At 66.1% G+C, this 14,329-nt stretch carries 7 protein-coding genes; 5 read left to right on the forward strand and 2 right to left on the reverse strand.

The features are described 5' to 3' along the window. Positions 1–76 precede the first annotated feature (76 nt). Positions 77–3,022, reverse strand: a complete 2,946-nt coding sequence (glnE, locus tag J2T47_RS11170; protein ID WP_253446029.1) for a bifunctional [glutamate--ammonia ligase]-adenylyl-L-tyrosine phosphorylase/[glutamate--ammonia-ligase] adenylyltransferase — start codon at positions 3,020–3,022, stop codon at positions 77–79. 244 nt (positions 3,023–3,266) lie between these two features. Here glnE and aceE point away from each other — a divergent pair, with 244 nt between their 5' ends. The 4 genes from aceE to msrA all read left to right on the forward strand — a co-directional run bounded on the left by aceE (position 3,267) and on the right by msrA (position 11,301). Next, a complete protein-coding gene (gene aceE, locus J2T47_RS11175; RefSeq protein WP_253446033.1) occupies positions 3,267–5,915 on the forward strand; it encodes a pyruvate dehydrogenase (acetyl-transferring), homodimeric type in 2,649 nt (882 codons plus the stop codon). Between the two features lie 11 nt (positions 5,916–5,926). After that, positions 5,927–7,564 carry a dihydrolipoyllysine-residue acetyltransferase gene (gene aceF / locus J2T47_RS11180; RefSeq protein WP_253446037.1) on the forward strand — a complete coding sequence of 546 codons (1,638 nt, stop codon included), beginning with the start codon at positions 5,927–5,929 and terminating at the stop codon, positions 7,562–7,564. 279 nt (positions 7,565–7,843) lie between these two features. Next, entirely contained in the window at positions 7,844–10,543 is a 2,700-nt protein-coding gene (locus J2T47_RS11185) for a putative bifunctional diguanylate cyclase/phosphodiesterase (protein ID WP_253446040.1), read from the forward strand. 110 nt (positions 10,544–10,653) lie between these two features. Further along, positions 10,654–11,301, forward strand: a complete 648-nt coding sequence (gene msrA, locus J2T47_RS11190) for a peptide-methionine (S)-S-oxide reductase MsrA (RefSeq protein WP_253446043.1) — start codon at positions 10,654–10,656, stop codon at positions 11,299–11,301. 123 nt (positions 11,302–11,424) lie between these two features. Here the strand turns inward: msrA and J2T47_RS11195 are convergent, their stop codons facing one another. After that, positions 11,425–12,261, reverse strand: coding sequence for a 23S rRNA (adenine(2030)-N(6))-methyltransferase RlmJ (locus tag J2T47_RS11195; RefSeq protein ID WP_253446046.1), 837 nt, complete (start codon positions 12,259–12,261; stop codon positions 11,425–11,427). A 178-nt stretch (positions 12,262–12,439) separates the two neighbouring features. Here J2T47_RS11195 and J2T47_RS11200 point away from each other — a divergent pair, with 178 nt between their 5' ends. Then, positions 12,440–14,242 (forward strand): acyl-CoA dehydrogenase, encoded by a 1,803-nt coding sequence (locus J2T47_RS11200; RefSeq protein ID WP_253446049.1) that lies wholly within the window; start codon positions 12,440–12,442, stop codon positions 14,240–14,242. Positions 14,243–14,329: the final 87 nt, after the last annotated feature.

A 14,329-nucleotide genomic window follows, 5' to 3' on the forward strand; every position in this document is an offset into this window, starting at 1 on the left:
AGCACTGACAGCGCGGGCCGCTCCGGCGAGCATCAGCGCGCCGGATGCTGACTGGTTCGTGGGAAATCGCAGCGAATCAGGTCAGCTCGAAAGCCTTCCACATCTGCATCACCATGCGTCGCTCCGCATGGAAGCGGTCGCCGCTCACCACGCCCGGCTGCTTCTGCAGGGACAATCGGTGTGCCGCCGCCCGGTAGGCCTTGTAGGCGTCCTGCAGCTTCAGGACATCCTCGCCGGACATCAACCCGACCCGCTCCAGGGCTTCCAGGATGCGGATATTGTCGGTGAACTCCACCAGCTCCGGGTGTTGCCACGACCACGCCAGGGCCGCGTATTGCACCATAAATTCGATATCGACGATACCACCGGCATCCTGCTTGAGATCGAACGGGGCCGCGGCCTCGAAGGCATTCGGCGCAGTGCCGGCGGCGGTGACGGAGGTACCGAGGTTGTCGCGCATCTTCGCGCGCATCTCGCTGACCTCCTTGCGCAGCTCGGCCAGATCGCGCTGCTGGCCCAGCACTTTCGCGCGGATCGCCTCGAAGGCCCTGGCCACCCGCTGGCAGCCGGCGAGCACGCGGGCACGCACCAGCGCCTGGTGCTCCCAGGTCCAGGCCTCGCCCAGCTGGTAGGTCTCGAAGGCGCGCAGCGAGCTGACCAGCAGGCCGGAAGCACCGCTCGGGCGCAGGCGCATGTCCACCTCGTAGAGCATGCCCGAGGGCGTCTGCGCAGTGAGGAAGTGGATGATCTTCTGCCCCAGCCGCGTGTAGAACTGCGCGCCATCGATGGGCTTGGCGCCGTCGGTCTCGCTCTGCGGGTCGCCGTCGTGGATGAACACCAGGTCCAGGTCGGAGCCGTGCCCCAGCTCCAGGCCGCCGGACTTGCCGTAGCCGATGATGATGAAGTCCGGGTCGCACGGCGTGCCGTCGACACGGGTCGGTCGGCCATGGCGTTGTACCAGCTGGTCCCAGGTCAGGCTCAGCACCTGCTCGAGGATCGCCTCGGCCAGCCAGGTCAGGTAGTCGCTGACTTTCATCAGCGGCAGGGTCCCGGCGATTTCCGAGGCAACCACGCGCAGGGCGTGGGCCAGCTTGAAGTGGCGCAGGGTTTCCATCTGCTGTTCGAGGTCGTCCTCGGGGATGCGCATCAGCCGCTCGCGCAGCTCGGCACCCAGCTCGGCCGCCTGCGGCGGACGGAACAGCCGCCCTTCATTCAATAGCTCGTCGAGCAGGATGGGGAAGCGGGCGATCTGCTCGGCCACCATCGGACTGGCCGCACAGAGCGTCAGCAGGCGCTCCAGCGCCCCGGGGTTCTCGGTGAGCAGCACGAGATAGGCCGAACGCCGCGCCACCGCCTCGATCAGCGGCAGCACGCGCTCCAGCAGCGCATCTGCGGGGCCGCGCTCGGCGATCATGTTCAGCAGGCGCGGCATGAAGGCGTCCAGCCGCTCACGACCCAGGCGCTGCATGGCGCGCACCTGCGGGCCATTGCGCAGGTCGGTCAGGCGCTTCCAGGCCGCCGCCGGCTGGGCGAACCCGGCGTCGGCGAACTGCCGGCAGGCGGACTCCTCGTCCACCGCCTCTTCCCACAGCGGAATCCATTCGCCGCCGATGGTGGTATCCACCCGGCCTTCTTCATCCTCGTCCGGGTCGGCGATGACCTGGCGGAAGTGCCAGTCGATGCGCTCGCGCCATTGATTGGTGGCCTGGTGGAAGGCCGACCAGTTGGCGAAGCCCATGATGAAGGCGACACGGATACGCTCGAACTCGTCCTCCGGCAGCATCTGCGTCTGCCGGTCAGCGATGGCCTGCAGGGCATGCTCGGCGTAGCGCAGGAATTCGTAGCCCTCGCGCAGCTCGGCGACCACCTGCGGCGGCAGGTAGCCCTGCCCTTCGAGGATTGCCAGCACCCGCAGCAGCGGCCGCTGCTGCAGGCTGAGGTCACGACCGCCGTGGATCAGCTGGAAGGCCTGGGCGATGAACTCCACCTCGCGGATGCCGCCGGCGCCCAGCTTGATGTTCTCGCTCATGCCCTTGCGCCGGACTTCCTGCTGGATCAGCTGCTTCATGGTGCGCAGCGCCTCGATGGCGGAGAAGTCCAGGTAGCGCCGATAGACGAACGGGCGCAGCAGTTCCAGCAGGCGCTGGCCGGCTTCCTGGTCGCCGCCGACCACGCGGGCCTTGATCATCGCGTAGCGTTCCCAGTCGCGGCCCTGGTCCTGGTAGTACTGCTCCAGCGCGGCAAAGCTGTGCACCAGCGGGCCGCTGGAGCCGTAGGGACGCAGGCGCATGTCGACGCGGAAGGCGAAGCCTTCGACGGTGATGGCGTCCAGCGACTTGATCAGTTTCTGCCCCAGGCGGGTGAAGAACTCCTGGTTATCCAGCGCGCGCTTGGCGCCCTGGGTCTCGCCGCCCTCGGGGTAGCCGAAGATCAGGTCGATGTCGGAGGACAGGTTCAGCTCGCCTGCCCCCAGCTTGCCCATGCCCAGCACGATCATCTTCTGCGGCAGGCCGGAGCGGTTGCCGATTGGGACGCCGAACTGCTGGCAGTGACGCCGGTAGAGCCAGTCCAGGGACTGGTCGATGCTGGCGTCGGCGAGGTCCGACAGGTCGCGGCAGGTGCCGGCCAGGTCGCTGCGGCGGGTCAGGTCGCGCCAGATGATGCGCATCTGCTGGCGCCGGCGGAAGCGGCGCAGGCGGCGGCCCAGCTCCTCCTCATCGGCGCAGTCGGCGAGCAGCGCTTCCAGCTGTGCGCCCATCTCGCCGGGCTGCAGGGCACGCTCCAGTTCGCCGGTCGCGGCCAGCGCCAATAGAAAGGCAGGATCGCGCTGGACCTGCTCGGCGACGAAATCGCTGCCGGCGGTGACGCGGGCGAAATCGGCGTGCCGCTCGTCGGACCAGCTGTCGAAACTGGCGATCTGCTCGGCGGAAAGCGCGGCGATGGCGGTGCGGAAATTCTGCTCAGCGCGCTCGGCGAGAGGCTTGAGAGTAGCCGGCAAAGCGGCCAGGGACGGCAGGCTCATGGTCTATCCTGAGTGGTCGGCGAGGCGCCGGCATTCCTGTCTTTTCGCGCCCCTGTAGTTTTACTACTAACTTTTTCAGGGGGAGGGATGTATCCGCTGGCGATTTGTAGTAAAACTACAACCCGCCGGGCGTACCCCCGGTGCACTTCCAAGAATTCGCCGCGTCGCCCACGAGGTTGGCGCAGCTGTCGGCAACGATCTACTGGCTTCCGATTCTGGAAGCCTTTCCGCCCTGGAGCAAGCCATGCAAGACCTCGATCCCGTCGAAACCCAGGAATGGCTGGACGCCCTGGAATCGGTCCTGGACCGTGAAGGTGAAGACCGCGCCCATTACCTGATGACCCGCATGGGCGAGCTGGCCAGCCGGTCCGGCACCCAACTGCCCTACGCCATCACCACGCCGTACCGCAACAGCATCCCGGTCACCCACGAAGCCCGCATGCCCGGCGACCTGTTCATGGAACGCCGCATCCGCTCCCTGGTGCGCTGGAACGCCCTGGCGATGGTGATGAAGGCCAACAAGAACGACCCGGATCTGGGTGGCCACATCTCCTCCTTCGCCTCTTCGGCGACCCTGTACGACGTTGGCTTCAACTACTTCTTCCAGGCCCCGACCGACGAGCACGGCGGCGACCTGGTGTTCTTCCAGGGCCACGCCTCCCCCGGCGTCTACGCCCGCGCCTTCCTCGAAGGCCGCATCAGCGAAGACCAGCTGAACAACTTCCGCCAGGAAGTGGACGGCAATGGCCTGTCTTCCTACCCGCACCCCTGGCTGATGCCGGACTTCTGGCAGTTCCCGACCGTTTCCATGGGTCTGGGCCCGATCCAGGCGATCTACCAGGCGCGCTTCATGAAGTACCTGGAAAGCCGCGGTTTCATCCCCGCCGGCAAGCAGAAGGTCTGGTGCTTCATGGGCGACGGCGAGTGCGACGAGCCCGAATCCCTGGGCGCGATCTCCCTGGCCGGCCGCGAGAAGCTGGACAACCTGATCTTCGTCATCAACTGCAACCTGCAGCGCCTCGACGGCCCGGTTCGCGGCAACGGCAAGATCATCCAGGAACTCGAAGGCGTGTTCCGTGGCGCCGAATGGAACGTCAACAAGGTGGTCTGGGGTCGCTTCTGGGACCCGCTGTTCGCCAAGGACACCGCCGGCCTGCTGCAGCAGCGCATGGACGAGGTCATCGACGGCGAGTACCAGAACTACAAGGCCAAAGACGGCGCCTACGTGCGTGAGCACTTCTTCGGCGCACGTCCGGAACTGCTGGAGATGGTCAAGGACCTCTCCGACGAGGAAGTCTGGAAACTCAACCGTGGCGGCCACGACCCCTACAAGGTCTATGCGGCCTACCACCAAGCGGTCAACCACAAGGGCCAGCCGACCGTCATCCTGGCCAAGACCATCAAGGGCTACGGAACCGGCTCGGGCGAAGCGAAGAACATCGCGCACAACGTCAAGAAGGTCGACGTCGAGTCCCTGAAGTCGTTCCGCGACAAGTTCGACATCCCGATCAAGGATGCCGACCTGGAAAACCTGCCGTTCTACCGCCCCGAGGAAGGCAGCGCCGAAGCCAAGTACCTGGCCAACCGCCGTGCCGCACTGGGCGGCGTGATGCCGGTGCGCCGCGAGAAGAGCTTCCAGGTCCCGGTTCCCCCGCTGGAAACCCTCAAGGCCATGCTCGATGGCTCGGGCGACCGCGAAATCTCCACCACCATGGCCTTCGTGCGGATCATCTCGCAGCTGGTCAAGGACAAGGAACTCGGCCCGCGCATCGTCCCGATCGTGCCGGACGAAGCCCGTACCTTCGGTATGGAAGGCATGTTCCGTCAGCTGGGTATCTACTCCTCCGTCGGCCAGCTGTACGAGCCGGTGGATAAAGACCAGGTGATGTTCTACCGCGAGGACAAGAAAGGTCAGATCCTCGAGGAAGGCATCAACGAAGCCGGCGCCATGTCCAGCTGGATCGCCGCGGGTACCTCGTACTCCACGCACAACCAGCCGATGCTGCCGTTCTACATCTTCTACTCGATGTTCGGTTTCCAGCGTATCGGCGACCTGGCCTGGGCCGCTGGCGACAGCCGCGCGCACGGCTTCCTGATCGGCGGCACCGCCGGCCGTACCACCTTGAACGGTGAAGGCCTGCAGCACGAAGACGGTCACAGCCACCTGCTGGCGGCGACCATCCCGAACTGCCGCACCTACGATCCAACCTACGCGTACGAGCTGGCGGTGATCATCCGCGAAGGTTCGCGCCAGATGATCGAAGAGCAGCAGGACATCTTCTATTACATCACCGTGATGAACGAGAACTACGTCCAGCCGGCCATGCCCAAGGGCGCCGAGGAAGGCATCATCAAGGGCATGTACCTGCTCGATGAGGACAAGAAGGACGCCGCGCATCACGTGCAGCTGCTGGGTTCGGGCACCATCCTGCGCGAAGTCGAAGCCGCCGCGAAGATCCTGCGCGAAGACTTCGGCATCGGCGCCGACGTCTGGTCCGTTCCGAGCTTCAACGAACTGCGCCGCGACGGCCTGGCTGTCGAGCGCTGGAACCGCCTGCACCCGGGTCAGAAGCCCAAGCAGAGCTATGTCGAAGAGTGCCTCGCCGGCCGCAAGGGCCCGGTGATCGCCTCCACCGACTACATGAAGCTCTACGCCGAGCAGATCCGTCAGTGGGTGCCGAGCAAGGAGTTCAAGGTCCTGGGCACCGACGGCTTCGGCCGCAGCGACAGCCGCCGCAAGCTGCGCGACTTCTTCGAAGTCGACCGCCACTGGGTGGTGCTGGCCGCGCTGGAAGCCCTGGCCGATCGCGGTGATATCGAACCCAAGGTCGTGGCCGAAGCCATCGCCAAGTTCGGCATCAACCCCGAAAAACGCAACCCGCTGGACTGCTGAGGAGAGGCACGATGAGCGAACTGATTCGTGTACCCGACATCGGCAATGGTCAGGGTGAAGTCATCGAACTGCTGGTCAAGGTCGGCGACACCGTCGAGGCCGACCAGAGCCTGCTGACCCTGGAATCCGACAAGGCCAGCATGGAAATCCCCTCGCCGAAAGCCGGCGTGGTGAAGAGCCTGAAGGTCAAGGTGGGCGACACCCTGAAGGAAGGCGACGAGATCCTCGAGCTGGAAGTCGAAGGTGGTTCGGCCGCAGCCGAAGCGCCCAAGGCCGAAGCTCCGGCACCGGCCGCCGAAGCACCGAAGGCAGAGGCTCCGGCCGCTGCCCCGGCGCCGGCTGCCGCGCCCGCCGCTGCCAGCGTCCAGGACATCCATGTCCCGGACATCGGCTCGGCCGGCAAGGCGAATGTCATCGAAGTCATGGTGAAAGCCGGCGACACGGTCGAAGCCGACCAGTCGCTGATCACCCTGGAATCGGACAAGGCCAGCATGGAAATCCCCTCGCCGGCCTCCGGTGTGGTGGAAAGCGTGTCGATCAAGATCGGTGACGAAGTCGGCACCGGCGACCTGATCCTCAAGCTCAAGGTCGCGGGCGCTGCTGCCCCGGCCGCCGCAGAAGCTCCGGCTGCTGCTCCGGCTCCGGCCGCCGCCGCTCCTGCCGCTGCTCCGGCACCAGCTGCCGCGGCCAAGGCTGCGGAAGCTGCCCCGGTCGGCGCGCCCAGCCGTGACGGCGCCAAGGTCCACGCAGGCCCTGCAGTGCGCATGGTCGCCCGCGAGTTCGGCGTCGAGCTGGGTGAAGTCAAAGGCACCGGTCCGAAAGGCCGCATCCTCAAGGAAGACGTGCAGGCGTTCGTCAAGGAACAACTGCAGCGTGCCAAATCCGGCGCGCCGGCTGGCGCCAGCGGTGGCGCGGGCATCCCGCCGATCCCGGAAGTCGACTTCAGCAAGTTCGGCGAAGTGGAAGAAGTGGCCATGACCCGCCTGATGCAGGTCGGCGCCGCCAATCTGCATCGCAGCTGGCTGAACGTGCCGCACGTGACCCAGTTCGACTCGGCCGACATCACCGAGATGGAAGCCTTCCGCGTGGCCCAGAAAGCCGTCGCGGAGAAGGCCGGCGTCAAGCTGACCGTGCTGCCGATCCTGCTCAAGGCCTGTGCCCACCTGCTCAGGGAAATGCCGGACTTCAACAGCTCGCTGGCCCCCAGCGGCAAGGCGCTGATCCGCAAGAAGTACGTGAACATCGGCTTTGCCGTGGACACCCCGGATGGTCTGCTGGTCCCGGTGATCAAGAACGTCGACCAGAAGAGCCTCCTGCAGCTCGCCGCCGAAGCCGCCGAACTGGCCGAAAAAGCGCGCACCAAGAAGCTCTCCGCCGACGCCATGCAGGGCGCCTGCTTCACCATCTCCAGCCTCGGCCACATTGGCGGCACCGGCTTCACGCCGATCGTCAACGCGCCGGAAGTGGCGATCCTGGGTGTCAGCAAGGCGACCATGCAGCCGGTCTGGGACGGCAAGGCCTTCCAGCCGCGCCTGATGCTGCCGCTGTCGCTGTCCTACGATCACCGCGTGATCAACGGGGCGGCCGCCGCGCGCTACACCAAGCGCCTGTCCGATCTGCTGGGTGATATCCGCACACTGCTCCTGTAAGAGGGGCTGCTGTAAGTGTTGTAAAAGGCCGGCCCTGCGCCGGCCTTCCTCTCGACGAGCGCGCCACGCTCGTACTCTCCAGCCCTGCCGGATGGCGGGGCTTCTTTTTGTCCGGACCGGCGGTCACGCCTGGCTCCCGGCACTGCCTCAACTTCGCACTGTGACGGCCGATACAGTCTTGGCTTGTCATGGCCCCGTGCCTCATGCAAATCTTGCCAACGCCCATAGAAGTCGGGCGAGGCCATGTCCCTCGTCCAGCACCCTGGAAATCCACCGCGCATGAAGAGTCATCCCGATGCCGCCAGCCGTCAGGCGGCCGAGGTTGTCACGCAGCTTCCCGTCCCTTCGAGGCTCGGGATGCTGCGCTTCGAGCGCCTGAATGAACCCAGCTGGACCCTGCTGTTCCTCGACCCCGGCTGCGAACGCCAGATCGGCGTGCCGGCCCAGGACCTCTGCGGCATCCTCGACGCCCCCTACGCCAGCCTGATGGAGCCCGAAGCGCGCCATCGCCTGCATGAGCAGGTGCAGCAGCAACTGCTCAAGGACGGCCGCTACCGGGTGCGCTACCTGCTCCACTCGCCGCGCGGCACGCTGAACGTGCTGGAGGTCGGCGAAAGCTTCCAGCAGCACGGCCGCCAACTGCTCCATGGCTACCTGCTGCAGACCGAGGCGGACGAGCACGAAACCGAGCTGGACCCGCGCCTGCTGGACCTGGAAGCACAGAACATCCGCCTGAAGATGTCCCTGGAGATGTACCAGCGCTCCCAGGACGAACACCTGCAGCACCTGGTGCGCTCGCGCACCCAGCAGAACCTGATCGTGCGCCTGGCGCGGCACCGCTACCTGTCCAGCGACCCGCTGCTCGAAGCCGCCCAGCTGATCGCCCAGGCCGCCTGCGAGGCCTATGACGTGGCCCGCGCCGGCATCTGGCGCCTGCACACCGACCATCGCCTGGAAGCGGTAACCATCTACCGCCGCGACACCGACCAGTACGAAAAGCCGCAGGACATCGACGCCAGCAACTTCCCCAATTACCTCGACGCGGTGCACAGCGGCCGCGCCATCGACGCCCACAACGCCCAGCAGGACCCACGCACCCAGGAACTGGCGATGCGCTATCTGCGCCCGCAGGGCATCAGCGCCATGCTCGACGCCACCATCCGCGTCGGCGGCGAAGTGGTCGGCGTACTCTGCCTGGAGCATGTCGGCGAAGTGCGCATGTGGCAGAGCGACGAGATCGCCTTCGCCGGCGAGTTGGCCGACCAGTACGCCCAGGTGCTGATGAACCACGAACGGCGCAACGTCTCCAGCGCCCTTCACCTGTTCCAGCGCGCCGTCGAGCAGAGCGCCAGCGCCTTCCTGCTGATCGACCGCGACGGGCTGGTGGAATACGTCAACCCGAGCTTCACCGCGATCACCCAGTACGGCGCCGACGAAGTGCGTGGCCGCCGTCTGCCGGAGCTGCCGGCGCTGGCCAACCTCAGCGAGCTGCTGTTCGATGCGCGCTCCACCCTGGTCACGCAGAACAGCTGGCAGGGCGAGTTCCGCAGCCGGCGCAAGAACCTCGAGCCTTACTGGGGCCAGCTGTCGCTGTCCAAGGTCTACGACGACAAGGGCGAGCTGACCCACTACATCGGCATCTACGAAGACATCACCCAGAGCAAGCTGGCCCAGCAGCACATCGAGAAGCTCGCCTACCGCGACAACCTCACGGGCCTGGCCAACCGGCACTTCTTCATCAACGCCCTGGAAGAACGCCTGCAGGTGGGCAGCGAGCACTCGCTGAGCCTGCTGCTGGTGGACATCGACAACTTCAAGCGGATCAACGACAGCCTCGGCCACCAGACCGGCGACAAGCTGCTGGCCAACCTGGCCCGGCGCCTGCGCAGCAGCCTGAGCGACAGCGCCACCCTGGCACGCTTCGCCAGCAACGAATTCGCCGTGCTGCTGGAGGAGTCCGTGGCCGGCCGCGGCGAGAAGGTTGCCGCGCAGATTCTCGACGTGCTCGACAAACCGCTGTTCGTCGACAATCAACTGATCAGCATCACCGGTTCCGTGGGCATCGCCTACGCGCCGCAGCACGGCCAGGACCCGCAGACCCTGATGAAGCACGCGGGCCTGGCGCTGCACAAGGCCAAGGCCAACGGCAAGCACCAGGTGCAGACCTTCACCGAGGCAATGACCGCCGAGGCCAGCTACAAGCTGTTCGTCGAGAGCAACCTGCGCCGCGCACTGGTGCAGGATGAGCTGGCGGTGCATTACCAGCCCAAGCTGTGCCTGCGCAGCGGTGCGCTGCTCGGCCTTGAGGCCCTGCTGCGCTGGCAGCACCCGGAAAAGGGCATGATCCGCCCGGACCAGTTCATCAGCGTCGCCGAGGAAACCGGGCTGATCATCCCCATCGGCAAATGGGTGATCCGCCAGGCCTGCCGCCAGGTCCGCGAGCTGGCCGCCAAGGGCCTGGGCGAGCTGCACATGGCGATCAACCTGTCGCCCAAGCAGTTCAGCGACCCGGACCTGGTCGGCTCCATCGCCGCGATCCTCCACGAGGAAAGCATCCCGGCCTCGCAGCTGGAGCTTGAACTCACTGAAAGCCTGCTGCTGGACGCCACCGACGACACCCGCCAGCAGCTGGAGCGCCTGAAGAGCCTCGGCCTGACCCTGGCCATGGACGACTTTGGCACCGGCTACTCGTCGCTGAGCTACCTGAAGAAATTCCCCATCGACGTGATCAAGATCGATCGCAGCTTCATCAAGGACATCCCGGACAACCAGGACGACATGGAAATCACCTCGGCGGTGATCGCCATGGCCCACAACCTCAAGCTGCAGGTGGTCGCCGAAGGCGTCGAGACCGCCGCCCAGCTGGCCTTCCTCCGGCGCAACCGCTGCGACATCGGCCAGGGCTACCTGTTCGACAAGCCCATCCCCAGCCACGACCTCTCTTCCAGCCTGCAGCGCTACCCCTGCCGCCCGCACTGAGGCGCGCCGGCACGGCGTGCCCGCAGCCATCCCCGCTCCTGGAAAAAACGCTGTAATCTTCGGCCAGTACCCGAGTCTATTGCCGCCCCCATTCAGAGGAGACGAATGCCATGACCCTGCGCTCGCAAATACTTGCCCACAAGCTGGAACTGCCCAGCTCCGCCCAGGCCCTGCCGGGGCGCGAGAGCCCGATGCCGCTGCCCGAAGCGCATTACGTCAATGGCCGCCCGCTGACCGCGCCCTTCCCCGCCGGCATCCAGCAGATCGTTGTCGGCCTGGGTTGCTTCTGGGGCGCCGAGCGGCGCTTCTGGCAACAACCGGGCGTGTGGGTCACCGCGGTGGGTTATGCCGGCGGCTACACGCCGAATCCGACCTACGACGAAGTCTGCTCCGGCCTGACCGGGCACAGCGAAGTCGTGCTGGTGGCGTACGATCCTCGCGAAACCAGCATCGAGGCGCTGCTGAAGGTGTTCTGGGAGTCCCACGACCCGACCCAGGGCATGCGCCAGGGCAACGACACCGGCACCCAGTATCGCTCGGTGATCTACTGGTTCGACCAGGCGCAGAAAACCGCCATCGACGCCAGCCGCGCAGCCTTCCAGAAGGAACTCAGTGCCAAGGGCTACGGCGAGATCACCACGGAAATCCGCGAGGTGCCGCCGCTCTATTACGCCGAGGCTTATCACCAGCAGTACCTGGCGAAGAACCCCAACGGCTACTGCGGCCTGGGCGGCACCGGTGTCTGCCTGCCGGCGTGAACCTGCTCTTGTAGGAGCGAGCTTGCTCGCGAACCGGCCTCGCCGTGAAGCTGTTCGCGAGCAAGCTCGCTCCTACATGAAGACGTCCTGCAAAAAAAAGCCCCGGCACTGCCGGGGCTTTTTTCATTCGGCGATCAGCCAGTCCACCTGGCTGCTGCCTTCGCTCTGCGCCAGCGTCTGCGCCAACCACGGCAACAGCCCGCGCAGCTCTTCATCCAGCGGCCACGGCGGGTTGACGATGACCAGCCCGGAGCCATTCAGACGATCCGCCGTATCAGCCGGGTGCACGCACAGCTCCACACGGAGCATCTTCGGCGCCGAGCTTTTCTCCAGGCGCTGGTAGAAGCGCTTGAGCTGGCGGCGGTCCTTGATCGGATACCAGATGGCGACCACGGTCTGGCGCATGCGGCCGATGGCTTCGTCCAGCGCGGTCACGCAGCGCTCGAGGTCGTCCGGTTGCTCGAAGGGCGGGTCGATCAGCAGCACACCGCGCTTCTCTGCCACCGGCAGGAAGGCTCGGGGCAGCAGCCAGCCGTCGCCCTGGTGTACCGAGATGCGGCGCTCGCCAGCCATGTTGGCCTTGAGCAGGCGGCCGTCTTCCGGGTGCAGTTCGTTGAGCATCACCCGGTCCTGCGGGCGGGTCAGGCGGCGCGCCAGCTCCGGCGAGCCGGGGTAGAACTCCAGGCCGCCATCGGGATTCAGCGCGCCTACGACGTCCAGGTAATCCTGCAGCAGCTCCGGCAGGTCTTCGCGCTCAACCAGGCGGCCGATGCCCGACTCCCACTCGCCGGTACGGCTGGCTTCGTCGCCCAGCAGGTCGTACAGGCCGATGCCGGAATGGCTGTCGAGGTAGGCGAAGGGCGTGTCCTTGCGCGCCATCAGCGCGAAGATGCGGGCCAGGACGATGTGTTTCAGCACGTCGGCGTGGTTGCCGGCGTGGTAGGCATGGCGGTAGTTCATGGATAGCGGACTCCTCAAGGCGCGCAGTTTAGGTCCTGGGGCGGGTGCGGTGCGAGTCCGCCGTCGCCGGGGCCCGCCGGAAGGCCGGGCGTTTTAGCCCTTTATCACGCTCATGGATGATTCTGTGCGCACTTCATTCACCAGACTAGACTGCGCCGATTCCAACGGAGGTCGATCCATGTCCGAGACCCTGCTCAGCTCCCGCAACCTCGCTTTCGAACTCTACGAAGTGCTCGACGCGCAGGCCCTGACCCAGCGCGAACGCTTCGCCGAGCACAACCGCGAAACCTTCGACGCCGCCCTGGGCACCGCCCGTGGCATCGCCGAGGAGCTGTTCGCCCCGCACAACCGCAAGAACGACGAGAACGAACCGCAGTACGTCGACGGCGGCGCGGTGCTCATTCCGGAAGTGAAACCGGCGGTGGACGCCTTCAACGAGGCCGGCTTCCAGAACGCCTCGCGCAGCTTCGAACAGGGCGGCATGCAGCTGCCGCACCTGCTGTCGCGCGCCTGCTTTGCGCACTTCCAGTCGGCCAACATCGCGACCTCTTCCTACCCGATGCTGAGCATGGGCTCCAGCCACCTGATCGAGACCTTCGGCAGCGAAGAACAGAAACGCCTGTTCCTCCAGCCGATGATCGAAGGCCGCTGGTTCGGCACCATGGCCCTGACCGAGCCCCATGCCGGCTCTTCCCTGGCGGACATCCGCACCCGCGCGGAACCGGCCGCCGACGGCAGCTACCGGATCAAGGGCAACAAGATCTTCATCTCCGGCGGCGACCACCCGCTGTCGGACAACATCGTGCACATGGTGCTGGCCAAGCTGCCGGACGCCCCGGCTGGCGTGAAGGGCATCAGCCTGTTCATCGTGCCGAAGTTCCTGGTCAACGACGACGGCTCTCTCGGCGCGCGCAACGACGTGACCCTGGCCGGCCTGTTCCACAAGATGGGCTGGCGCGGCACCACCTCCACCGCGCTGAACTTCGGCGACAAGGGCGAGTGCGTCGGCTATCTGGTGGGCAAACCGCACCACGGCCTGGCCTACATGTTCCAGATGATGAACGAGGCGCGCATCGGCGTCGGCATGGGCGCCATCATGCTCGGCTACGCCGGCTACCTGTATTCCCTGGAGTACGCCCGCGAGCGCCCGCAGGGCCGCCCGGTGGACGCCAAGGACCCGACCTCCGCGCCGGTCTCGATCATCGAGCACGCCGATGTGCGGCGCATGCTGCTGACCCAGAAGGCCTATGTCGAAGGCGCCTTCGACCTCGGCCTGTACGCCGCTCGCCTGGTGGACGACTGTGAGACGCTGGCCACCGAAGAAGAGCGCAAGCAGGCCCACGAGCTGCTCGACCTGCTCACCCCGATCGTCAAGTCCTGGCCCTCGGAGTTCTGCCTGAAGGCCAACGAACTGGCGATCCAGATTCTCGGCGGCCACGGCTACACCCGCGAATACCCGGTGGAGCAGTACTACCGCGACAACCGCCTCAACCCGATCCACGAAGGCACCCATGGCATCCAGTCGCTGGACCTGCTGGGCCGCAAGCTGGCGCAGAACAACGGCGCCGGCCTCAAGCAGCTGACCCGCCTGATCAGCCAGTGCTGCGAGCGCGCCAGCGCGCACCCCTCGCTGGACAAGCTGCGCGAGCCACTGGAGCAACTGATGGCGCGCCTGTCGGCGACCACCCTGAGCCTGCTCGGTGACCTGATGCAGGGCCGCGTGGCCCAGGGCCTGGCCAACTCCGCGCTGTACCTGAAGGTCTTCGGCCACGCGGTGATCGGCTGGCGCTGGCTGGAACAGGCCATTCGCGCCGAGGAAGGCCTGGCCCGTGGCGAGGCATCCGATGTCGACTTCTACCGCGGCAAGCTGCAGGCCGCGCGCTACTTCCTGACCTGGGAAGTGCCGTCCTGCCACCACGACCTGGCGCTGCTCGAAGGCCGCGACGATACCTGTTCCACCATGCAGGACGCCTGGTTCTAGGCCCCCGCATGTCCCTTTCGCCCCGGTCACGTCCGGGGCTTTTTTATGCCTGCGGAAAAGTGCAGCCGCGACAAGGGGACAAGGAAT

Source organism: Pseudomonas nitroreducens (genome assembly GCF_024170165.1).
Classification (GTDB): Bacteria; Pseudomonadota; Gammaproteobacteria; order Pseudomonadales; family Pseudomonadaceae; genus Pseudomonas; species Pseudomonas nitroreducens_C.